The organism is Leisingera sp. ANG-Vp (genome assembly GCF_000813725.1).
Classification (GTDB): domain Bacteria; phylum Pseudomonadota; class Alphaproteobacteria; order Rhodobacterales; family Rhodobacteraceae; genus Leisingera.
This window is the reverse complement of sequence record NZ_JWLD01000063.1, coordinates 53,105-76,571: the sequence shown is the minus strand read 5'-3', so window position 1 is coordinate 76,571 and position 23,467 is coordinate 53,105. Positions and strand designations below refer to the sequence as shown.

Below are 23,467 nucleotides of genomic sequence, written 5' to 3'. Positions count from 1 at the left end.
GTTGGAGCACATTGCCTCAATTGATCTGCAATGCTCAGTTTTCGCCGAGAAAATCTGATAGCAGCGTATGGAACAGAGACGGCTTTTCTAAATGCACTGCATGGGCCGCACCTGGCACGACAGACAAGCAGACATTGGGCAAATTCGTCCAAAGCGACTCGACCTGCGGCCAGCGGTAGGACTTGTCGGAATCGCCCCAGACCACAAGCGTTGGCATCGTCAGCCTGGACAGGGCGGCGCGGCCGTCCCAGCCGGCCATTGCACCAAGGGCGGCGAGGGCAGCTTGCGGGTTGGCCTGCGCTCCGATGTCGGTCAGCAGCGGGTATCCCTTGGCCTTGCTTCCTGCCTTGAACCAGGTCGCACCGATACGTTCGATGGTTTTGGCCACGCCATCCGCCTGCAGCCTTTCGCGTGAAACAGTGATTGGCTCGAACCGGTCCGGCATCAGCCCCAGCGGCCCGGTTCCGTACAGCACCAGCTTTTGCACCGAAGCCGTCCGGAGAGCCGCCATTTCCTGGGCGATCATGCCGCCCATGGAATGGCCCATCAGGATGAACTCCTCGACGCCAAGGTGGTCCAGCAGCGCCAGCACGGATTGCGCCATGCCGTTGATCGTTTCGCAGCCTTCCAGGCCGCCCGCATCGCCAAAGCCCGGCAGATTGGGCGCGATGACATCGAAATCCCGGCTGAAGGCCTCGATTTCTTTTTTCCACTGCGCAGCTCCGCCAAGGTAGCCATGCACCAGTACAAGCACCGGCCCCTTACCGGCCCGCAGATAAGGCAAGTTCGGCATCAGCGCATTTGCTCCGGCAGCCACAGCGCCACATCGGGCGACAGAATAAGAATAGAGATCAGCAGGATCATCGCCGCGATGAAAGGCAGGCAGCCCATGATCACGTCGCCGATACTCACCTGTTCGCGGCCGATGGCCTGGATCACATAGAGGTTCAGCCCCACAGGCGGCGTCAGCACCGCGATCTCCATAGTGATGGTGTAGACAACGCCGAACCAAATCAGGTCAAAACCAGCGGCATGCATCAGCGGATAGATCGTCGGCAGGGTGATAAAGGTCATCGACACCGGCTCAAGGAACATGCCGAGGATGATGTAGAACACCAGCACGATGGCCAGCACCGTATAGGGCGACAGCTCAAAGGACAGGAACAGTTCGGTAAATTGCTGCGGCACGCGGTAATAGGTCAGCACAAAGCCGAACAGCACCCCTGCCGACAGCAGCAGCCCCAGGTAACCCATGGTGCGCATGGTGGCAAAGATCGCGTCCTTGAACCCCTGCAGGCTGAGGTCGCCTACCAGGAAGGCCAGGATCACGGTCAGCAGAGCTGCAACGGCTGCCGCCTCTGTCGGGGTGGCGATGCCTGCATATATCGCCACGGTAATCACCAGGCCGATCACAATCACGGGCCCAACAGTGCTGAGGATCATCCGCAAGGGCATTTTTCCGGCATCTTCAGTGCCGGGAATGTCTTCGGGCTTGAGCATGCCCCAGACCAGCACAACAACCACAAAGCTGGACACCAGGATCAGCCCGGGAATAACGCCTGCAATGAACAGATCGCCAATGCTCTGGTCTGTCACGATGCCATAGAACAGCAGGATCAGGCTGGGCGGGATCAGCACCGACAGGGTGCCGCCGGCCGCCAGCACGCCGCTGGACAGGCGTTTGCCATACCCCAGCCGCAGCATCTCGGGCAGAGCCACGCCGCCGATGGTCAGTGCCCCCACCATGGAGGAGCCGCAGACCGCGCCAAAACCCGCGCTGGCACCGATTGAGCCATAGGCGGCAGAGCCCTTGATCCGTACCCCCTGGTGCAGAAACTGGTAGAGATTCGGCCCGATACTGGACCTGCCTATCAGTTCTCCAAGGAAGACAAACAGCGGCACCGCCAGCAGAATATAGTCGATCCATACGCCCCACAGCTTCAGTTCGGACGAAACGATAGAGGTCTGCCAGCCCTGGATCTGCCACAGGAACGGCAGCGAAGCGGCTGCAAGGGCAAAGGGGATTGGCAGTCCGATGGTGATGAACAGCATCAACAGGCCCAAGAGGCCAAGGCCGACAGTATACCATTCCATTAGAGGTCTCCCGACAGGGCCGGCGTGCGGATCAGGCGGATCAGACGCAACGCGGTATAGAGTGAGAACAGCACCAGCGCGGTGGCGCCCGGGGCCCAAAAAGCATAGCGGGGCCAATGCAGGATTTCCGAAGCAACGCCCGAATTGAATGAGCGGATCGTGGCACTGACACCGGCATAGGCAAAGAAGCTGCCCACGCCCAGCATCAGAATGTGATTGAGAATATCAAACAGCCGCCGCGCGCCTGGGCGCAGCAGATCGGTGAGCATGGTGACCTTGGGAAAGGCATCCTCGCGCAGCGCGTATGCGAGGCCGGCAAAGGCCACCGGAAACAGCAAAAGCGCTGTGGCCTCGGTCACCATCCGGTCCGGCTTGCCCAGCCCGTAGCGCACAAACACACCGTATGAGATCCACAGCATCTGAACCAGAACCACCACAGCCCCTGCCCCTGCGAGCCAGACCACAGCATGTTCAACCTTGCGGATCAGGCGGTCAAAACCGTCATCCATGACAGGCCTCTTCTTCGAACTTGAAAGGAGTCCCGGCAGCCCCATCCCATGCGGCTGCCGGGACTAGCGCCGGATTACGGCGCGTGGCTTGCCAGCAGGGAACGGATGCTGTTGGCCATTTCCATGCCGCAGGCCTCGTTCACGGTCTCGTCCCACTTGGGCTTGACACTGGCGATCAGCGATGCGCGCTGCTCGTCGGAGATAGACACCGCGGCACCGCCGCCTGCCATCACAGCATTACCCACTTGCTGGTCGACCCAGGCTTCATAGCGCGGCTGCAGCCAGGCTTCGGTCTCGGCCGCCGCTGCGGTCAGCGCCGCCTGCTCTTCGGCTGTCAGCGCGTCGAACTTGTTCTTGTTCATCATGTACTGGATGTTGCCGTAGAACAGGTTGGCGTTGACCATATAGGGCATCACGGTCCACAGCTTCCACGAGCTGTAGGTGGCCACGCCCATGTTGATACCATCAACCACGCCGCGTTCTGCCGACTGGAACACCTCTTTGGGAGCCACAAACACCGGCTCGCCGCCCCAGGTTTCGATCATCATGCTGACCAGCGGCCCGATCGAGCGGACCAGCTTGCCCTCCAGGTTGCCGATGTCGGCAACCGGTTCTTCGAACCACCATTCCTGGTCGTAGGAATAGTTGGAGTTAAACAGCGGAACGAGACCCGCATTCGCAGCTTCATCGCGGATCAGCCCGGCATAGGCCGCGTCCAGTCCGGTTTGATCCTCCAGGCTGACCTCAGCCGGATACAGGGAGGTCACAGCGTAGCACGGCAGACGGTTGTCAGCGTTGATCCAGCTGATGTCAGAGACGCCGCCCTGCACCGAATCGACCCCCTCGGACCAGCCGTGCAGCGTGGCCGAGGCAAAGACCTCAACCTTGACCGAGCCGCCGGTTTTCTCAGCCACCAGATCCGCAAAATGGGTAAAGCCCTCATAGCGGATATCGGATTCGTTCACATAGGTGCTGAGCCGCAGCGTGGTCTCCGCCGATACTGCGCTGGCGGTCAGGCCTGCGGCCAGAGCTGCCGCAGCGGTCACGGCTGATTTCAGTGTTTTCGTCATGTTTTCCTCCCAATGGTGCGGGCCTTCCCTTGCGGTTCTCCTTACCGCTTTGCCCTTGGCGTTCCCGTTGCACATTGCGGCCAAAGACCCGGGGTTACCTGGCCAAAAGGCTAAGCGGCGCCAATGGGAACAGGCCAACTCAAATACCTCATAAAATCATGCAAAACTTGCATAGTTGTTTTGTTACAGTATCTTGTCGTCTTATGGAGGGGCGAATTTGGACATTAACTGGCTCAGAGATTTCACCTGCCTGGCCCGGACGCTGAATTTCACCCGGGCCGCAGAGGAGCGCAACATCACCCAGTCGGCCTTCAGCCGGAGGATCAAATCTCTGGAAAACTGGCTCGGGGTGCCGCTGATTCAGCGCTCCAGCTATCCGGTGCAGCTGTCTGAAGCCGGACAGCAGTTTCTGCCCGTGGCGCAGGCGATGATTGCCGACCTGACGGACATCCGCCAGACCCTGCGGGCGCAGGAGCAGGGCCGCACCGCCTTCCAGCGGATTGCGGTGCTGCATACGATTTCGGTGAACTACCTGTCGCGCCGTATTGCCGAGTTCGAAGACACCATCCCCAACCTGCGGGTGCGGATCTATTCTGACAACCTGCGCACCTGCTGCCAGCTGCTGTCCGAAGGCACCTGCGATTTCCTGCTTTATTACAAGCACAAGGACGTGCAGCCCGTATTCGAAGAGGAGCAATTCGCCCGCAAGGACATCGGCACTGAACAGATGCTGCCGGTTGCCCTCACCCAAACAGCCCGCGACCAAAGCTGGGATCTGGATGGCAGCAGCCGCACGCCTATCCCCTATCTGGGCTATGATCCCAGCAGCTTTCTCGGGTCGGTCGTTGACCAGACCATCGGCAGCCGCACCCCGCCGCTCTCGCTGTGCTACATGGATGCGCTGACAGAGGCGATCAAACGGCGGCTTTTGGCAGGCAGCGGCATGGCCTGGCTGCCCGAAAGCGTGGTCGCAGAGGAACTTGCTTCCGGCCAGGTCACCCGGATCGGCGGCCCCGAGTGGCAGGCAGAGCTGACCCTTTCGCTGTTCTGCTCTTTGGACCGGCTGGACAAAACCGGCATGCAGGTCTGGGACGCGCTATGACAGCAGCGGCACCGCCGATGCCGCCGTCAAATGCCGCCATGCGGCCTCGCTCTGGCCTCCATGGGGGCCCGGCAGGCGGACCAGAAGCACTCTGAGTTTCTGATCCGGCAAGAATCCGGCCTGCACCAGGCGGCCAGTCTCGATATGCGCCTTGACCAAAGTCAACGGCAGCCAGGCAACGCCAATGCCATCCAGAGCATATTCACAAGCTGCCAGGGTCAAAGCGGTCTCGACCTTGGATACAAGGCTGATGCCCTCCGCCAGCACCGGCGCAATGCTGTGCGCAAAGACGCGTCCCAGGAACACATCCGGCGGATAGGTGACAGCGGGCAGCTCTTCACGGCCCGCGCCGTCCAGAAGATGAGGGGCGCAGACCGGAACCAGCCGGTCATATCCCAGGATCTCGCTTTCAAAGGTCAGCGGAATGCCCGGCCCCGGCGCTTCGGGCCAGTCATAGGTCACGGCAAAATCCGCCTCCCCCGACAACAGCTGCATCAGGCAGGCATCCGCATTGCCTGAGCGCACCCGTACCGGCAGGTCCTGGGTCTCAGCCAGCTGTCTCACGATCCACGGCGATACCGCCGTGGTGAGGGCATGCTGGCACACAAAGGTGACCCCATGGCCGCCGCGCTCGACCGATACTTTCAGATCCCGCTCCAGCCGCCGCAGCCGGGCACCCAGCTCCCTCAGCTCCGGCTCCATCGCCATCACGCCGGGCAGGATGGTCACCGGTTTGCGGGAGCGGTCAAACAGCGGTGTTCCCAGCCGCTCTTCGATGCTGCGCACCCGCCTGGTAAAAGCAGGCTGGGTCAGAAACCGCCGCTCTGCCGCCCGCGCCAGCGACCCGGTGTCGATCACCGCCAAGATGTCTTCGATCCAATCCAACTGCATGCACGCAGCATAAGAGGCGGGCCACAACATGCAAGATGTGCAAGTTATCTTCTGCAATAAGCATTAGTTTGACCTCAATGACGGATCTAAGTTGCCAAAAAGCCAACTTAGGAGACTCCACATGCATCTCGCCCGCTTCCCACGCCGCTTTATCGCCCACCTCCCCACTCCGCTGGAGCGCCTGGACCGGCTGACCAAGGAACTGGGCGGGCCGGAAATCTGGATCAAACGGGATGACTGCACTGGCCTGTCGACCGGTGGCAACAAGACCCGCAAGCTGGAGTTCCTGATGGCAGAAGCTGAGCTGCAGGGTGCCGATATGGTCATGACCCAGGGCGCGACCCAGTCGAACCACGCCCGCCAGACCGCCGCCTTTGCCGCCAAGCTGGGTCTGGACTGCCACATCCTGCTTGAAGACCGCACCGGTTCCAACAACGCCAACTACAACCACAACGGCAACGTTCTGCTGGACCACCTGCACGGCGCCACCACCGAGAAACGCCCCGGCGGCCTGGACATGAACGCCGAGATGGAAGCGGTGGCCGAGAAGTTCCGCGCCGATGGCAGGAAGGTCTACACCATCCCCGGCGGCGGCTCCAACACCACCGGCGCGCTTGGCTATGTGAACTGCGCCTTCGAGATCCTGCAGCAGGCCAATGCCGGCGGGCTGAAGATCGACCATATCGTTCATGCAACCGGGTCCGCAGGCACCCAAGCCGGGCTGATCACCGGTCTCAAGGCGATGAACGCACAGATCCCGCTCCTGGGCATTGGCGTTCGCGCGCCCAAGCCCAAGCAGGAAGAGAACGTCTACAACCTGGCCTGTGCCACAGCAGAAAAGCTCGGATGCGCCGGTGTGGTTCAGCGGGAAGATGTGGTGGCCAATACCGACTATGTCGGCGAAGGTTACGGGATTCCCACCGAAAGCGGGCAGGAAGCAATTCGCATGTTCGCTGAGCTGGAGGCGATCCTGCTTGATCCGGTCTATTCGGCCAAAGGGGCTGCCGGCTTCATCGATCTGATCCGCAAGGGCCATTTCAAAAAAGGCGAGCGGGTTGTCTTTCTGCATACCGGCGGCGCGGCGGCACTTTTCGGATATGATTCCGCCTTTGATCACACCGCACGCTGGGTATCCTGACACCAGATCCCTTCTATCGGCATGGACTGTGGCAGCACAGACGCTTCCAAAGCCTGCCTCTAGGTTGAACAGGCACTATGCCGGGCAAGCCGCCCGGCGTAGTGTGCTCCATCGGGATCGCCGTCAGGCACGCCGCCGCACGTGATCCATCTCCGCCTGACGGCGATCCCTGCGGTTCCCGTATTCTGCGGGGACGCCCCTTAGAGTCTGCAGGCTTCATTTGCACAGCCAGGCGCGCTTCCGCTCCGCAGCAGCACAGCTGGCACCTCTCCAGCTGAAAGATCCGCCGGCCATCCGGTCAGCTATCAGAACCCGGTTTCTGGTACTGCTGCGCGTCAGCCGCCACTAAGAAAACCGGATACTGCGCGGGAGGTTAACAGGCCAGGCATGTGCAAAGCCGCAATTGGTTTCCTTACAGCCGGCCGAAACAGTTTTTGCGTCTGCATTTGAGGGCCGCAGAGCAGCTTCAAGAAATCGAACGGTGGCGAAAGCAAGTGCGCCGGTTTGGACGGCAAACCTAAGCCCCTGTGCAGCAGGCCTATCCTAGCCAGACCTGGCAGCAAATTCCTGCAGCTTTTCGAGAAGAAAATGAGACTACAGGCGGTTTCCGCCACACAGTCTAATTCAAAGAGTGTCCATCCGTCAGCTCTTCAAGCAGGAAGCCCATCAGCTGGCTTTTTCCTGACAGCCCAGACTTTGCATAGATCGCATGGGTTTGCGCCTTGATTGTTCCAGTCGCGGCATTGCGGATCTCTGCAATTTCAGCATTGGAGCACCCTTTAAGCACCAGCCGCGCAACTTCCCGTTCGGAAGGCGTCAGTGCCCAGCTATCGTAATGCGCCTCTAGCAGCCGGTTGAACGATCCAGAGGCAATTTTGAGTTTTTCTTCAAGGGTATCAGTAGCCTGGCGCATTGCCCGGAACTCAACGCTGAGAAAGCCGATAGCGGCAAGCAAACCTAGAGTGATGAAAAGTTCGAGGAAATGATAGTCTTCCCAAGCCGCCCACCAGGCAGGCTCCGCGATTTCTATTGCGCCTTCGATCAGCATCAGAACTGTGCAAATTACGGTAAGGAAAAAGGCTGCTTTGATCTTGTTGCCGTTGCTCATCACTGTCTTTTTTCTTGCGATAATGCCGAAGAGCAATGCTCCAGCGTCTTATTACACTGTCAGTGACATACACCTTGCCTGATAGAGAATTCAATCTCACGAAAGGTAAAAGGTGCACATGCTGTGCATATTTTGCTGCGCAGCAGCAAGCCGCGCCCAAACGGCTTGCTTCTTGTCTTACGGTAAACAATCTCCTTGGAAAGAAACGCTTTTTAGGCTGGTTCGGATCACCCGATCACATCCCAGACGAAGGCAGTGTCGATAATGGAGCCGTCCGGGGCAAAGGTTGTGGTTCTGCTTTCAAACCGCTGATCACCGTTTAAATCCTCGTAGGTCTGGTGTGTCAGAACGCCTGACTCAAACAGGCTGGTGACGCGGTCGCCGCTATCACGGAGTGTCACTTTGCGCTGCAGGCTGCCGTCGGAACCGAAATACTGTTCCTGGCGGCTCCAGGCCGCGCTGCTTTGCTCGCCGGTGCCGTCGGTCATGATCCGGCTCACCAGCACACCGCCGCTATAGCGGTTCTCCGCAACCCGCGTGGTGCCATCGTCATAAGTGACCTCAGCCCGCAGAACATTCCCATCCGCATCCAAGCTGCGCACCAGCTGCTGCCACTTGGCGCTGCTCTGTGCGCCGGACCCGTCAGTAAGGCTCTCCATGGTCCGGATGCTATCTGCATAGACGTTCTGCTTGCTGCGGGTGGTACCGTCATCAAAAAGGATTTCGGCCCCCACCACATTGCCGCCGGCATCCAGACTGTGCTGGACGCTCTGCCAGCGGGCGCCGCTAGCACTGCCGGAACCATCGGTGATAGTGCGCCCTGTGAGCAACCCGTTTTCGAAACTGTTGCTGACCGTGCGGGTGGTGCCATCATCGTAAACAATTTCGGTGTGCGCTACTTGGCCGTTTAGGTTGAAGGTCTGCACACGCGATGCCCAAAGAGCTGCGCCGCCATCGGCGCCGGAGTCGGTATAAGTGACGGTTGCGACGGCACCGTCCAGATAAGTCACACTCTTGCCGCTGCCATCGACGGTTTCCTTCAGCCGGTGGACCCATTGGCCATCCTTGCGCAGATCCATCGACACCGGCTGGCCGCCCTGCCAGGTGATCTCGCCGACCGCGCCGTCAGCGAAAATGATTGCGTCGGTGCCAGCCAACAGCAGATCAACGCCTTCATCCAGCCCATCCAAGGAATTGGTGTCTGTCACCGTGATGCCGCTGCCATCTGCAGAGAAAGCAAAAGCAAACTCGTCGCTGTTGCCCAGATAGGCAGCATAATCAAAGCCTGCGCCTCCTGCGATTGTGTCATCGCCGCCCAGGCCGGTGATGGTGTCGTTGCCAGTGCCGCCTGACAGGCTTTCATCGCCAGCGGTGCCAGTGATGACCAGGTGGTCCAGTGCGCCCTCGATGGTGATCTCCAGCACAGTGGAGGTTCCATCCGCTGCTGCCAGCGCAAAACTGTCGGTCACGCTTTGCCCAGGCTCCAGGTAATCCAGCGCAGCCGTCCGCGTGTAGGACCAGCTTCCGTCCGCTGACAGGCTGAGGCTGCCATAGCTGCCGGTGAAACTGCCCGGGGCCATCTGTGCCGGGCTGTCTGGGTCAGCAACGATGATCCGGCCGTGCGCCCCGCTGCCATCCTCTGACATCGCGGCACTCCGCGGCCCGGAAAACACCGCAGGGTCATTCACCCCTGTCACGGTGATTTCAATCACCCCCGAAGCGGTCAGCCCGTCCGCATCCGCGAAAGTATAGGGCACCTGGACAACCGCCGGAGCGCCGCCTTCTGGCAGCGCATCAAAGGCGCCGTTAGGATCGAAAGTGACTGTACCGTCTTGGTTCAGCCTGACGATGGCACCGCTGCCCAGGGTGACGCTGCCGCCCGCCGCAACCGAAGTGCCATCCAGAGCAGTGACCGTAAGCGCACTCCCCTCAGGATCGCTGTCATTGGCCAGTGGCGCCAGGGTGACGGGGCTGTCCTCGGTTGTCGCCGCGGTATCGCCGACCGCTACCGGTGCGTCGTTCACTGGTGCCACCGTAACTGTCACAACGGCCTGTGACGTGGCGCCCTGCCCGTCGCTCACTGTGTAGGTGAATGTATCGGTGCCATGGAAATTGGTATCGGGCGTATAGACCAGTTGGCCGCTCACGATTTCCACCGTGCCGTTTGCCCCTTGCCCTGTGCCGGTGATCAGCAGAGACGCTGTTTCCACGTCGCTGTCATTACCCAGCACATCAATGGTGACGGCGGTATCCTCATTGGTGGAAACCGCATCATCTGCCGCAACCGGCAGATCGTTCACCGGGGTTACGGTGACCGTCAGCGTTGCCGTATTGACCGCACCGTGAGCATCGCCAATCGCATAGGTGATCTGCTCAGTACCGAAGAAATCCGGGTTGGGGGTGTAAGTTATGGTGCCATCTGGGCTGAAGCTCACCGTGCCGTTGGCCGGGTAGACAACTCCAGTCAGGCTCAGTGCATGCCCCTCGGCGTCATGAGCATTGCCCAGAACGTTCACCGTCAGGGCGGTGTCTTCCTGCGTGACGGCACTGTCCGGTTTAATGGCCGGGGCGTCGTTGATGCCGGTCACGGTGAACTGGATTGTGCCGGAGGAGGTGCCGCCCGCCCCGTCGGATACAGTGTAGCTGATGGTCTCGGCCGCGGTTTCGTCCTGCGCCAGGTGGTCGTAATTGCCGCTCGGGAAGAAGCTGACGGTGCCGTCGCTGTTCAGGAACACCAGCGCGCCGCTGGCCAAGCTTATAAACTGTCCCGGCTGCAGCGCCGTGCCGTTCAGGGCGGTGATGTGCAGCTGGCCGCCGTCCACATCGCTGTCATTGGCCAGCGGGTTCAGCGTCTGGGTGGCGCTTTGCACTGCCGAGGAGGTGTCATTCACCACAACCGGCGCATCGTTCACCGGCGTCACGGTGATGTCCACCGTTGCTGAAGCGGTGCCGCCCTTGCCGTCCGAGACAGTATAGGCCAGTTGCTCGGTGCCGTTGAAATCGGCACCGGGCGTATAGGTGATCTGGCCGCCGCTGAACTGCACCTGGCCGTTGGCAGCACCGGTGACAGCGGTCACGGTCAGGGTCTCGCCGTCCAGCTCTGTGTCGTTTGCGATGACGTTGATCACAACGGCGCTGTCTTCCGCAGTTGCTGCGCTGTCGTTCACGGCAACTGGAGCGTCCTGCACCGGCTGCACGGCCACGGTGATGGTGGCGGTCGCGGTCAGCTCACCGTCGCTCACCACATAGGTGAAACTGTCGCTGCCGAAGTAGTTGGCATCCGGCACATAGGTCACGGTGCCGTCGGCGTTGATCTGCGCGGTGCCATGGGCGGGCGTGCCCAGGGCGGTAACACTGAGCGCGGTGCCTTCCGGATCGCTGTCATTGGCGCGCGGATCAAAGGTCAGGCTGCCGTCCTCTGCCACTGTCACACTGTCGGCATTGGCCGCCGGCGCGTCATTCACCCCGGTCACATTGACGGTGACGGTTGCTGTGGTGGTGCCGCCCAGCCCGTCCTCGCGGGTGTAGCTGAAGCTGTCGCTGCCATTGAAATCGGCATCCGGCACGTAGGTGAAGGTCTGGCCGTTCTGCACGATGGAGCCGTGCGCCGGGGTGCCAACGGACAGAACCGCGCCGCTGTAGCCCTCGGGGTTGAGGTCGTTCGCTGCCAGGTCCAGGACCACCTGCTGATCCTCTGCCGTGGTGACACTGTCATCCACCGCGGTGATCGGATCGGCGACCGGGGTCACCGTGACGGTGATGGTTGCGGTGCTGGCGGCATTTTCCGGCTGATACTGAGACCCCACGTGATAGGTGATCGTCTCGGTGCCGTTGAAATTGGCGTCAGGAGTATAGCGGATCGTCCCGTCCGGCAGCACCTCGGCATTGCCATTGGCGGGCTGGTCCACCCGGTGCACCACCATTGCGTCGCCGTCGGCGTCGCTGTCGTTGGCCAGCACATTGATGACGACGGCAGTGTCCTCGGCGGTCGTGGCGGTGTCATCCGCAGCCGCCACGTCATTGTCGACATAGACTGTGACGGTGCCGTTGACAGGCGTATAGGCGTAAATCGCTCGTTCAAAGAAGTTGTATTCGAAGGTGGCGATCCCGTGGAACCCGGCATCCGGTGTGAAGTTGACCCGGCCGCCTGCTTGCGACAGGATGATGGCGCTGGGGCCGGTCATAATTCCCGGGTGGCTGTGGCTGGCGTAATTGGCGGACTGGCTCTCGCCGGCGAAGCCGGTAACAGTGCCGTTCACCCCAAACCCGGCTGATGACACAAAGCCATTCAGGGCACCGTCAGGATTGACGTCATTGGCCAGCAGATCCACGGTACTGACGGTCAGCAGCTCATCCGGGCGGACGCGGTAGATGTCTTCGTGCAGAGTGATCGGATCATAGGTGTTGTTGAACAGGACCTGCTGGGTGTGCGCCACTTCGTGGATGCCGTCCGAGACAACCACTGGCACATATACAGTCCCGACAAAGTTGGAATCCGGGGTGACCGTAAACGTCCCGTCTCCATTGTCAGCCACTGTTGCATTGGCAATGTTCTCGGTCTGAATGCTGACAACCGTCAGCGTATCGCCATTTCGGTCGAAAAAGGACGCAGTGCCGGAAACCGTAAGCGGTGCATCTTCCGAACCTTGAACAACGTAATTAACTGCATAGGGGGCTTGCTCGTCTATCAGTGTGACGTCGATTTGCCCGCCATAGCCAATATGGCCCGCGTCATCCCGGATACCGTAGTACAGCTGGTAGGTTCCCGGCCCGATGTGCGATGCCGGGTTCCAGACGATCTGGTTGTCGATGATCTGAACTGCCCCGGCGGACGAGGACCAGGCGTGTGCCCCCCATATTGTCAGCGCGCCGCCTTCCGGGTCGAAATCATTGGCCAGCGCATCAATCACCACCGGCCCGCGGCCGATGGTTGCGGTGACAGCGTCATTCACGATGGTCGGCGCATCATCCACCGCCACATAGTTCAGCGACACTGTGGCTGTCTGGGTGCTCACCCCGTCGGTGGCGTCATAGGTGAAGGAGACCGGTCCGTTGTAGTTCAGAGGCGGGGTATAGACTATCTGGCCGCCAACGATCTCGGCGGTGCCCGCGTTGGGGGTGCCGACGCTGACCAGGCTGACGGGATCGCCGTCGGGGTCGGTGTCATTGGCCAGCACATCGAGCGTCAGGACCTGGTCCTCCAGCACCACCCGGCTGTCGTCCTGCGCGGTAAAGAGGTCATCGACCCCGGTTACCGTCACCGTGACGGTGGTGGTGGAGGCATAGCGTCCGTCGTCCAGCGTGTAGGTAAAGGTATCGGTGCCGGTTTCGCCGGCCTTCAGGCTGTTATAGGCCGCGCCCGGCGTATAGGTGAAAGTGCCGTCGCCGTTATAGGCCACCGTGCCGCCGCCAGTGCCGGTGCTGTCATACTGGGTGACCACCGCATCCTGCGCGCCCGGGTCCAGGTCATTGGCCAGCGCATCAAACGTCAGCGCCGTGTCCTCGTTGGTGGTGACAGCGTCGGCATAGGCCACCGGGTTATCGGTGAAGCCTGCGATATCGATGGTGACGGTGGCGGTGGTCGTCGTGGTGCCGTCCGTGATGGTGTAGGTAAAGGTATCGGTGGCCGACTGCCCGTCGATCAGCCCGTCAAAGAGATCGGCCGGATCATAAGTGAACTGGCCGGTGCCCGGCACCCGCGTGACCGTGGCGCCATGTGCCGAGACCGCGTCAAAGGACACGATCTGCACATTGGCAATGCCCGGATCAGTGTCATTGGCCAGCACATCACCGGTGGTCAGCACCGTGTCCTCATCGGTGCTGAAGCCCGTGCCGCTGTCATCGCGCGCAACCAGCGTGCCGTCCACTACGGTCATCTGCCAGGTGGTGGTGCCGCCTGCGCTGGCGGCGGCTGAATTGAGGTCCAGCAGATCCGGCGACGTGAAGGTGGCCGTAGTGCTGCCGAAGGTGACGGTATAGGTGTAGTTGCCAGCGCTGCCGCTGCGTGCCAGAACGGGCGCGGTGCTGCCGTCGGGACCCTCGAACACCAGCACGTCGCCAATCGCCGCATCCGCCAGCACATCGGCGCCGTCGTTCAGGCCAAACAGGAAACGGTCATTGCCCGCACCGCCGCGCAGGGTGTCATTGCCGCCGCCGCCGCGCAGCTCGTTGTCGCCCGTATCCAGCGAGATCGCCTCGCCGTGCCCGGTTCCGATGATTGCCTCAAAGCCGGAAACCCTGTCGGTGGCAGCCAGCGTTCCGTCGCCGTTCAGGATGCGGATAGTGCCGTCGCCATTGGCGTCCAGACCGGAGAAATCGACGGTGTAACCTGCGTCCAGACGGCTGTAGTCGAGCGTGTCGTAATCGCTTTCCCCGGCAAGGGTGTCATTGCCAAGGCCTGCGTAATAGGTGTCATTGCCCGCCCCCAGCGCCACGTTGTCATGGCCGCTGCCGGTGCCGATGGCGTTGTCGAGCGCATGGCCTGCGATCGACGGCCGGAAATCCGGCTCATAATCCAGCCAGTCCACCATATCGACGGTGATATTGCCGCCGGTCAGATGGATTTCCTCGAAATTGACATAGCTGGTGGGCAGAGTGCCTTGGCTGACGCCAGTGACAAAATCGTAGGAAAAGCTGGCGGACTGGAAAGTGCCGATGTCGGCAAAAACCATCGAAGAGCCTGTCATGTCCAGGGTCAGAACATCGTACCCTTCGCCGCCATCCACGGTGGCACTGCGGTACACAGGCTGAAATGTTAGACGGTCGTAATACGAAACCAGAGCGCCAGGACCCCAGCTGTCAGTGACAGTGTCGTCACCTGCTCCGGCAAAGACTTCATCCACTCCCGCGCCGAGATCGACACTGTCGTTGCCGCTGCCGGTGGTGATGCGGTCATTGCCTGCGCCGCCAGAGATCGTGTTGCCGCCGTTGCCGGCAGTGATGGTATCATACCCGTCACCGCCAAAGATCTCGTTCGCCGCATCCCCCGTCGTGATGCTGTCATTGCTTGCTCCGCCGGAAATCAGGTTGGCGCCCTGCAGGTCGGTGATGACGTCATTGCCGCCGCCGCCAAGGATGACGTCGCGGCCTGCGCCGCCGTCCAGCGTGTCGTTGCCGGTGCCGCCCTGCAGCCGGTCGCTGCCGCCGCCGCCAAGCAGCGAGTCATGGCCGTCGCCGCCATAGAGCTGATCCCGGCCATCGCGCCCGTGCAGTGTATCATTACCCGCCTGGCCGCGGATGCGGGAACCGGCGTTCTGCGCATAAATGATATCGCTGTACTGGCTGCCAACGGCCCATTCGAACCCCTGAACGGTCGCCGTGGTGTCGGTATGCACCAAAACGTCATAATGCGGCGTGGTGATCCAGGTGTGGATTGAGTTCCCCACCGCGTGGGCCCGCATCCATGTGGCCCCGGTTTCCAGGTCCAGAGAGGTCACAAAATAGGTGTTGGCAATGACACCGGGTTCTGGCGCGCGGTTGACGTCCGGCGTCAAGATCTCAAACGTATCCACGCCCGCTCCGCCCTGATAGGCCGCGCCGTTGACCAGCTCGCCCGCCACATAGTCGTGGCCGGCGCCTGCATCGACCGAAACCAGCTGGTTGCTGTTGTCGCCATAGCTGACCGAAGTGACCTCCCCCTGCCAAAGCGTCACCCGCGCTGTTACGCTGCGGCCGGTGTCGATGATCAGCGTGTCGCCAAACGCCGACCCGAAAACATCAGCGTGTGAAACGCCGTCAAACGCGTTCTCTGTGACCAGTTTCACCGCATGGGCGGACTGGCGCATGTCGAACAGGCGCAGGTTGCTGGTGTGGAATTCCTCGAAATTCTGATGGGTGGCAATTGTGCGGAAGTTTGATGCGTCCAGCCCGTAAAACGGGCCTCTGACATACCCCACAGTGTTATGGGTGATCGCCATGTCACCGGTGTAGCCCTTGGCATTGCCTTCGGTCAGCCCGGTGAGGCTCATGGTGTCAAAACCGCCGCCGCCGTCAATCAGCCCGGCGGTGACAGTCTGGTAATAGGGGCTGACGCCGGTTCCGCCCGCGGCATCCTGGGCAAAGTTGAACGTGTCATCGCCCGCCAGCAGATTGACCGGCCGCCCGGCCGGCGCGTACACGATGTCCACATTATCGCTGGTGGTGAAAACAGCGGTGTCCTTTTCCAGAATGTACAATCCGCCGTTGATCGCGGTGGGCCCATTGATGACGCGGATCAGGTCCCAAGGATTGGTGGTGTTGGGGTCTACGCCCGGAAAAATGACGTTTGATGCAGAGAAAATCGGCCGGGTTTCCCAAACCCCGTTGTACGCAAAGTAATACCGTGTCGCGCCCAGGTTGGAATTTAAGTCCAGCGTCAGTTCCTGATAATACTTCCCATAGCTGCCGTATTGCGCCCGGATCTGCGCCGACAGCCCGGCCATGAAGCTGCCGCTGTCAAATCCGCCATATGCATCCGCAATTGCCTGCGCTTTTTGATAGGTTTGATCGAAACTTCCGCTGTTGCCGCCGGTTGCTGTGTACCACCAGTCCGGCAGGGTGCCGCCGTTGTCATGCACCGCCGCTTCGACCAGCCCCTGAGTAATCGCTGTCGGCGACAGGTCGATCAGGCCGTCGGCTCCCATTTCGGCGTTGGCAGCCGCCGAAACAATGATCGGGGCAATATAGTCGAAGAAATAGTCGGACACCCCCCAGCTCAAAACCGAGGCCGCCATCTGCAGGCCAATGGTCAGCAATGTGGCAGGATCGCCATCGCCTTTCACCGCTGCAGCAATGCCTGGTGCCAGGTAGGTGGCAAAGTTGACGATGTTTACCGCCGCCTTGGCTGCCGGAGGCAGCGGCAGAACCGCCAGAATGCTGGTCGCCGTTTTTACTGCCGCCGCAACCGTCAGCCCGATCACTTCGGGGCTGGTATCGCCTGCCGCGAGCTTTTGAAAGAAGCTCCGCGCATCGGCGAGATCCTTAATTGCGTTGGCCACGCCCTGGTTGAATTGGGCTTCCTGCTCCGGCGTACTGGGCAACACCACTTCGACGGCGGGATTGGCCGCAATCTGCGCCTGGAACTCCGCCAGCATGTCGGCGGACAGCTGGTCCGCCCGCGCCTGCAGTTCGGCATCGGTGAAATTGGCATTGGGCTCTGCCGTCAGGCCGGAAACCTGGTTGACCTGCGCCAGCAGCGAGTCCGCGATCTGGCTGACGGCCTCCACCGACAGCGGGTTGGCACCGCCGTACCCTTGCTCGCCAGCCAGCAGCGCCGCTGAGATATCGATGTTTTCCTGCTGCATCTGGGCCGCGGTCATTCCCTTGCCGCTGCTGCCGTAAAAACCTGCATCGCTCAGATCCAGCAGAGGCTCGCTGCCGCCTTCGGCTGCCCGCAGATAGGCTTCGTAAACCGCAAAGGCTCCGGCATCCGTCGTGACAGTTTTGACCACCCGTTCTCTCCTGCGCTGCCCGGCGTTGCGGGACATCATCCGTTGTGATCAGAGAACGCTTGCACCGCAGACAAAATAAGGCGCCCCAAAAGCGCCTTGTCATAATATTCAGCTTGGCTTGTTCTCTGCCTAGCGCCCTGCCTCAGCACTGCACCCGCGGTGCTTCTGCACCGTCGTCAACACACCTGCCACAGGGCCCGGCGCGGCCGCAATAAACCAAGTACTGAAGCGAATAAACCATTGGCATGGAGCGCATAAACCTTTGGTATAGAGCACAGCACCGCTTGCTTTTGGCTGATGAAAAAGCGGCCAATAGGGGCACGAAGTGCCAAGAGCATGCTTCAATAGAATGCAAACCCGGCACCTTTGCAGCAGGCCTCACAGGCAAAAGATGCGGCTCCTCGCCATTGAAGCAGCCTACCGGGGAGTTTCAATGGCGAGCTTACTCAGCCAGAGCCGGCCGGACCATCGAACGGCCGCAAACCGAACGCCTCCTCCGGGGCTGACGGCACGGAACAGCAACTCTTTAAAAACCTGCGAACCGACTGTTTTCCGCCTGTAGGCCATCAGGAGAAGCGTTTAGCCCCTGCCACGCATATCACCACAAAGATCGTGACCCTGATCATGGATGAAGCAATCGGCTCTGCCAGCAAGACCGCTGCGAGGATCAGGCCAAAGAACGGCTGAAGGAGCTGCAGCTGCCCGACACCTGCTGTGCCCCCCAGTGCTAGACCGCGATACCAGAAGACAAACCCCACCAGCATCGAAAAGACCGAGACATAGCCGAGACTGAGCCAGACCTGGAAGCTCAGCCCGCTCAATGTGGCTGGCCATGACAAAGCCGCTAAAACAGCCATAAACGGCAGGGAAAGGACAAGCGCCCAGGAGATTACCTGCCACCCGCCCAGTTGCCGCGACAGCTGTGCTCCTTCCGCGTAGCCCAACCCGCATGCGAGGATAGCTGCGACCATCAGGCCGTCACCGATAAGCGACGCATCAGCGCTTTGGCTTAGCGCAAAGCCAACAACTGCCGCACTGCCCAAGACGGAGAACACCCAGAACAATCCGGCCGGGCGCTCTCCGCCCCTCAGCACACCAAAGGCAGCGGTGGCCAACGGCAAGAGGCCGATAAAAACGATCGAATGCGCGGCTGTGATGTGCTGCAAGGCCAAGGCTGTAAATAGCGGAAAACCGATCACCACGCCGAAAGCCACAATCACAAGGGAATTCAAATCCGCTCGCGATGGTTGCTTTTCTTTGAACAAAGCCAGCAGCAAAAGTGCAAGTGCGGCAGCCAGTACCGCACGGGCGGATGTCAGAAAGAGCGGATCCAGACCGCCAACGGCCACCCGTGTGGCGGGGAGCGATCCACTGAAGATCAACACACCGAGCAATCCGCTGCCCCAGCCGGAGAATGAAGAGGTCATCACTGAAACATCCTTTTTGGACCTTGTAGCTATTACGAAGTGGCAAATGCAGTTACAGAACAGTACAATTTCATCAAACTGTATTACTCAATTGACCCGCACAGAGAAATTCGCACATGGCCTTAGCAACCCGCCGCACCCTTGTGATGGAGCATATCAGGCGCCGTATCCGGTCCCGTGTGCTTGGTTCAGGCGACAAACTGCCTTCGGTGCGGGGCCTTGCTTCCCGGCTGGGAGTATCACCATCGACAGTAGTAGAGGCCTATGATGTCCTAGCTGCTGAAGGGGTAATTTTTGCCCGGCGCGGCTCTGGTTTTTTTGTAGCGGACCGTGTTCAGCCATTCGTCGTGTCGCAGACCGGGCCGCAGCTTGAGCGGGAAATTGATCCGCTGTGGGTGGCCCGGCAATCTATTGATGCCGGAGATAACATGGCAAAGCCCGGATGCGGCTGGATGCCGGCTGATTGGATGCCTGTCGAGTCGCTTCGGCGCGCCATGCGCCGTGTGGCACGCAGTGAAGGAAGTTTGCTCACGGATTACTGCAGCGCACAGGGACATTCCGGCCTTCGCGGGCATGTGGCACGGATGCTATGCGGCCAAGGTATTGAACTTGGCCCCGACACTGTTTTGCTTACGAACTCGGGATCGCAGGCGCTGGACTTGATTTGCAGACTGCTGCTCAAGCCAGGTGATACGGTTTTGGTGGACGATCCGTGCTATTTTAACTTTCAGGCTCTGCTGAGAGCGCATCAGATCACCATTGTCAGTGTCCCCTACACCCCCAGCGGCCCCGACCTTGCCGTATTCGAAAGCGTGCTTAGAAAAGAGCGCCCACGGCTCTATCTGACCAACTCGGCGCTGCATAATCCAACAGGCGCGACAATCGCTGCAGCAACTGCGCACCGTGTGCTGTCGTTGGCCGAAGCCTATGATTTGCGCATTGTAGAGGATGCCATCTTCTCTGAGTTTGAACCCAATCTGTCGCCGCGCCTCGCCTCACTGGATGGGCTGAACCGGGTTCTCACGATAGGGAGCTTCTCGAAGACTCTGTCAGCATCGCTGCGCTGCGGTTACATAGCCGCGCGTCCGGATTGGATTGCGGCCCTGACCGACCTTCAGGTCGCAACCAGCTTCGGCGGCCCCAGCCCGACGGTTTCAGAGTTGCTGTACTCGGCACTCACCGATGGCAGCTATCGCAAACATATGGAGGCGCTCAGGGATAAGCTGGATCGAGCCCGCGCAAACTCCATGACTGAGCTGGCCACTTTGGGCATAAGGCCTTTTGTGATGCCTAGAGGCGGGTTTTATCTTTGGTGTGAGCTTCCCGACGGAAAGGATGCTGCAAAGGTCGCTCGGGCAGGCCTCCAGCATAACGTTGTCTTCGCTCCCGGGAATGTCTTCAGCCCCACTCAATCCAAGAACTCATTTCTACGGTTCAACGTCAGCCAGATGACCGAAAACACTCATGTAACGATACTGCGCGAACTGATGAGTGCTGCCCAATAGCTCTGCTTGCCGCAAGAGAACGGGAAACTCGGCTATTCGAGATGAGTGTCTACTTGGACCTGTCATCAACTTGTTCAGTCACACGCAGGTCAATGGGTCCTGAGATCCAAGCATCCGCTGTGATGACCTGAACGGGCATTTCGAACCCATAGCTTCCCCGCCTGAGATTTTTACTGCAGCCGCAAAAGACAGGGTTGACGAATCTAACGTTTATCGCGATATCTCGATATATGGAGATTGAAAAAGCGATAGCAGCCCTGAACAACCCTGTGCGGCGCCAGATTCTGGCCTGGCTCAAGGATCGTTCCAACTTCCCGCCCGCCCTGCCGGAACATGCGGATCTGGACGGCGTTTGCGTAGGCTACATCCAGGAGAAGGCGAACCTGTCGCAGTCGACGATCTCAACCTACATGGGGCACCTGAAGGCGGCCGGCCTGGTAAAGTCCGAGCGGCATGGGCAGTGGACATTCTACCGCCGCGACGAAGAGGCTATCCAGCAATTCCTGGCTCTGATGGGCAGCGAGCTGTCCCAGGCCGGCAACTGAGCAGCCGGCATAGCAGCGGCCCGCATCCGGGCTTCAATATCGAGAATTCGAGATATTCAGAATGGAGAGAGAAATGGGAACTCACACGTCCGCAACTGAAGCGCCCCCGCGTCACCACGTTTTGAGAAGCCCGCTGGAACTGCCCTGCGGAATCGTGCTGAAAAACCGCATCACAAAGACTGCCATGTCGGATTCGCTTGCGGATGGCGAAGGCGACTCCACCGGAGCACAGGCCCGCCTTTACGAAAGATGGGCTGAAGGCGGCGTGGCCTTGGCGATCATTGGCGAAGTGCAGATTTTTCCGGACTACCCGGAAAAGCCCGGCAATCTGGTGTTTGGCCCCCAAAGCAACCGCAACGCACTGAAGTCCCTGATAGACCGCACCCTTGCGCATGGGGCGCAACTGTGGCCGCAGCTCAGCCATTGCGGTGCCCTTGCCCATCCGCCGATCAGCCGCCCCAAAGGCCCGTCGGCGCTTGAACTGCCCGGTTTTTCCTGCGGCGGGCTTTCGGTTGAGGAAATCGAGGCATTGCCTGCGATCTATGCGCAGGCGGCGGTCTTTGCCAAGGAAACCGGCTTCCCCGGCGTTCAGATCCATGCCGGCCACGGCTTCCTGCTAAGCCAGTTCATCTCGCCGCTGTTCAACAAGCGCACCGACAGGTTTGGCGGCTCTATCGAAGCGCGCGCGCAGATCTTCGTGATGATTATCGATGCGATCCGCGCGGCCGTCGGACCCGCGTATCCGGTCAGCATCAAATTCAACTCGACCGACAAACTGGAGGGCGGCCTGACCGAAGATGACGCCTATGAAGTTGTGCGCATGCTTGATGACACCTCGATCGATCTGATCGACATCAGTGGCGGCACCTATTTCCCGGGTGCCAAGGCAAGCTCGGACGCCCCCTCCTCCGGAGGCCCCTATTTCATCGAGTTCGCGCGCCGCGCCCGCGGGGCAACGAAAAAGCCGCTGCAGCTGACCGGCGGATTTGAAACCCGCGACCACGCGGCAGAGGCAGTGGCCAGCGGCGCGGCGGACATGTGCGGGCTGGCCCGTGCCAATGTGCTGATGCCGGATCTGGCGAACACCTGGCTGTATGGCGACGGCAGCAATCCGCAGTTTCCGCGCTTCGAGGCACCGCCGCACGGCGGGGTCACGGCCTGGTACACGATGCGGATCAATGCACTGGGAACCGACACCGACAAGGCGTTCTCGATGGACGCGCATGAAGCCATGCGCCTCTACAACGCGCGCGACGATGAGCGCGCCATCAGATGGCGCAAGAAGTTCCCGCTTTCCCCTCCCCTGTAACCCGTAACCGGCCAGGCCAGCCGCCTACGGCGCAGCCCTGAATTTCCTAATTGACCTCAAGGAGGATCTGAAATGACCAGCATCAATGACCCGCTCACGCTGCCCAACGGCGTCACGCTCCGGAACCGCATCGTAAAGTCCGCCATGTCAGAGGCGCTGGCTGACGCGTACAACAATCCGTCTCAGGCGCTTATCAGCCTCTTTGCGCAATGGGGGGCCGGCGGTGCGGGCGTCATCATCACTGGCAACACTCCGGTCGACCGGAAGCATCTGGAACACGCTGGAAACTTCGTGCTGGATGAACATACAGACATGCGGAAAGTTGACGCGCTTGTAGCCGCTGGCAAAAGCGGCGGCGCGGCCTTTCTGGTCCAGCTTGCCCATGCAGGACGGCAAACACCGGAAATCGTCAACCCGCATCCAACCTCGATTTCAGATGTCCGCCTTGATCTGCCCGGCTACGGCAAACCGGCGCCGCTGACCGAAGAGCAAATCCCGGAGCTTCTCCGCAAGTATGCTGCTTCTGCAAAGATCGCGCAGGATGCCGGGTTTGACGGGGTCGAAATCCACGCGGCGCATGGCTACCTGCTCAGCTCCTCTTTGTCGCCGCGGATCAATACCCGCACTGACCGCTGGGGCGGCGCGGCGCTGGAAAACCGCGCGCGACTGCTGCTGGAGGTTGTGCGGGCAGTCCGTGCGGCCGTTGAGCCGGGCTTCATCGTCGCGGTCAAGCTGAACTCGTCCGACTTCCAGAAAGGCGGTTTTGATCACGAAGAATCTGTTCAGGTGGCAGTGATGCTGGAAGCAGAAGGTGTGGACTTCATCGAAATATCCGGCGGCAATTTTGAAGAGCCCAAAGCCTATTCCCACGCAAAGAAAAGCGGTTCCACCCAGATGCGGGAAGCATATTTTCTGGAATATGCGGCCGCAATCAAGGACGCACTCAGCATTCCCCTGATGGTCACCGGCGGCTTCCGCTCTGCCAGCGTCATGAACGCCGCACTTGAAAACGGCAAGACCGACCTGATCGGCATGGGGAGGCCGTTCATCACCGAGCCAGGCTTTGCTGCGAAGCTGCTTTCCGGCGAGATCGGCAGGGCGCCGGCAGTCGAAGAAACCTTTCCGCCGGCAGATGAACTGCCCCGCGGCGCCGTGCTTAGCTGGTTCTGCACTCAGATCGCGCGTGTCGGCAGGAAAGGACAAGCCGACCTTGCTCTGCCTGTCGTGGAAGGCCATGAGCAATACTTGGCCGCAATCGAACGGGTGACACAGAAATGGGCAGCAGCCCAGAAGCTGTGATCTGTATCTGCTTGCCGGTGCCGCAACCTGAGCCGGTCCAAC

Annotated in this window: 14 protein-coding genes; 6 read left to right on the top strand and 8 right to left on the bottom strand. The window is 60.4% G+C overall.

Annotated features, from left to right (window positions below; translation table 11 throughout):
- Nucleotides 1-34: 34 nt before the first annotated feature.
- From RA20_RS18860 to dctP, 4 genes are all read right to left on the bottom strand, one after another.
- Entirely contained in the window at nt 35-793 is a 759-nt protein-coding gene (locus tag RA20_RS18860) for an alpha/beta fold hydrolase (protein WP_039132334.1), read from the bottom strand.
- Nucleotides 793-2,094: a TRAP transporter large permease gene (locus RA20_RS18855; RefSeq protein WP_039132332.1), complete on the bottom strand. Its 1,302-nt coding sequence runs from the start codon at nt 2,092-2,094 to the stop codon at nt 793-795. The genes RA20_RS18860 and RA20_RS18855 overlap by 1 nt, the downstream gene beginning before the upstream one ends.
- Complete coding sequence (locus tag RA20_RS18850) at nt 2,094-2,603, bottom strand: TRAP transporter small permease (protein ID WP_039132331.1); 510 nt, start codon at nt 2,601-2,603, stop codon at nt 2,094-2,096. Before RA20_RS18850 ends, RA20_RS18855 begins: the two co-directional genes overlap by 1 nt.
- A gap of 74 nt (nt 2,604-2,677) precedes the next feature.
- Nucleotides 2,678-3,673 (bottom strand): TRAP transporter substrate-binding protein DctP, encoded by a 996-nt coding sequence (gene dctP, locus RA20_RS18845; protein WP_039132328.1) that lies wholly within the window; start codon nt 3,671-3,673, stop codon nt 2,678-2,680.
- Between the two features lie 217 nt (nt 3,674-3,890).
- Here dctP and RA20_RS18840 point away from each other — a divergent pair, with 217 nt between their 5' ends.
- Nucleotides 3,891-4,775: a LysR family transcriptional regulator gene (locus RA20_RS18840; RefSeq protein ID WP_039132325.1), complete on the top strand. Its 885-nt coding sequence runs from the start codon at nt 3,891-3,893 to the stop codon at nt 4,773-4,775.
- Here the strand turns inward: RA20_RS18840 and RA20_RS18835 are convergent.
- Nucleotides 4,770-5,666, bottom strand: coding sequence for a LysR family transcriptional regulator (locus RA20_RS18835; RefSeq protein ID WP_039132405.1), 897 nt, complete (start codon nt 5,664-5,666; stop codon nt 4,770-4,772). The two genes, RA20_RS18840 and RA20_RS18835, sit on opposite strands and share 6 nt — an antisense overlap.
- A 121-nt stretch (nt 5,667-5,787) precedes the next feature.
- Between RA20_RS18835 and RA20_RS18830 the strand changes: the two genes are divergently transcribed.
- The gene (locus RA20_RS18830) at nt 5,788-6,804 is read left to right on the top strand and encodes a D-cysteine desulfhydrase (RefSeq protein ID WP_039132323.1); all 1,017 of its coding nucleotides are present in this window, start codon (nt 5,788-5,790) and stop codon (nt 6,802-6,804) included.
- Between the two features lie 619 nt (nt 6,805-7,423).
- Here RA20_RS18830 and RA20_RS24785 read toward each other — a convergent pair.
- The 3 genes from RA20_RS24785 to RA20_RS18815 form a co-directional block, all read right to left on the bottom strand.
- The gene (locus RA20_RS24785) at nt 7,424-7,912 is read right to left on the bottom strand and encodes a helix-turn-helix transcriptional regulator (RefSeq protein WP_052249070.1); all 489 of its coding nucleotides are present in this window, start codon (nt 7,910-7,912) and stop codon (nt 7,424-7,426) included.
- Between the two features lie 227 nt (nt 7,913-8,139).
- Complete coding sequence (locus RA20_RS25485) at nt 8,140-17,340, bottom strand: Ig-like domain-containing protein (RefSeq protein ID WP_039132320.1); 9,201 nt, start codon at nt 17,338-17,340, stop codon at nt 8,140-8,142.
- A gap of 566 nt (nt 17,341-17,906) precedes the next feature.
- Entirely contained in the window at nt 17,907-18,767 is an 861-nt protein-coding gene (locus RA20_RS18815) for a DMT family transporter (protein ID WP_039132318.1), read from the bottom strand.
- A gap of 116 nt (nt 18,768-18,883) precedes the next feature.
- Here RA20_RS18815 and RA20_RS18810 point away from each other — a divergent pair, with 116 nt between their 5' ends.
- From RA20_RS18810 to RA20_RS18795, 4 genes are all read left to right on the top strand, one after another.
- Nucleotides 18,884-20,272, top strand: a complete 1,389-nt coding sequence (locus RA20_RS18810; protein ID WP_039132316.1) for an aminotransferase-like domain-containing protein — start codon at nt 18,884-18,886, stop codon at nt 20,270-20,272.
- A gap of 230 nt (nt 20,273-20,502) precedes the next feature.
- Nucleotides 20,503-20,817, top strand: a complete 315-nt coding sequence (locus tag RA20_RS18805; RefSeq protein ID WP_039132314.1) for an ArsR/SmtB family transcription factor — start codon at nt 20,503-20,505, stop codon at nt 20,815-20,817.
- Nucleotides 20,818-20,878: 61 nt separating this feature from the next.
- Nucleotides 20,879-22,126 carry an oxidoreductase gene (locus RA20_RS18800; RefSeq protein ID WP_342586156.1) on the top strand — a complete coding sequence of 416 codons (1,248 nt, stop codon included), beginning with the start codon at nt 20,879-20,881 and terminating at the stop codon, nt 22,124-22,126.
- A gap of 72 nt (nt 22,127-22,198) precedes the next feature.
- Nucleotides 22,199-23,425, top strand: coding sequence for an NADH:flavin oxidoreductase/NADH oxidase family protein (locus RA20_RS18795; protein ID WP_039132309.1), 1,227 nt, complete (start codon nt 22,199-22,201; stop codon nt 23,423-23,425).
- Nucleotides 23,426-23,467: the final 42 nt, after the last annotated feature.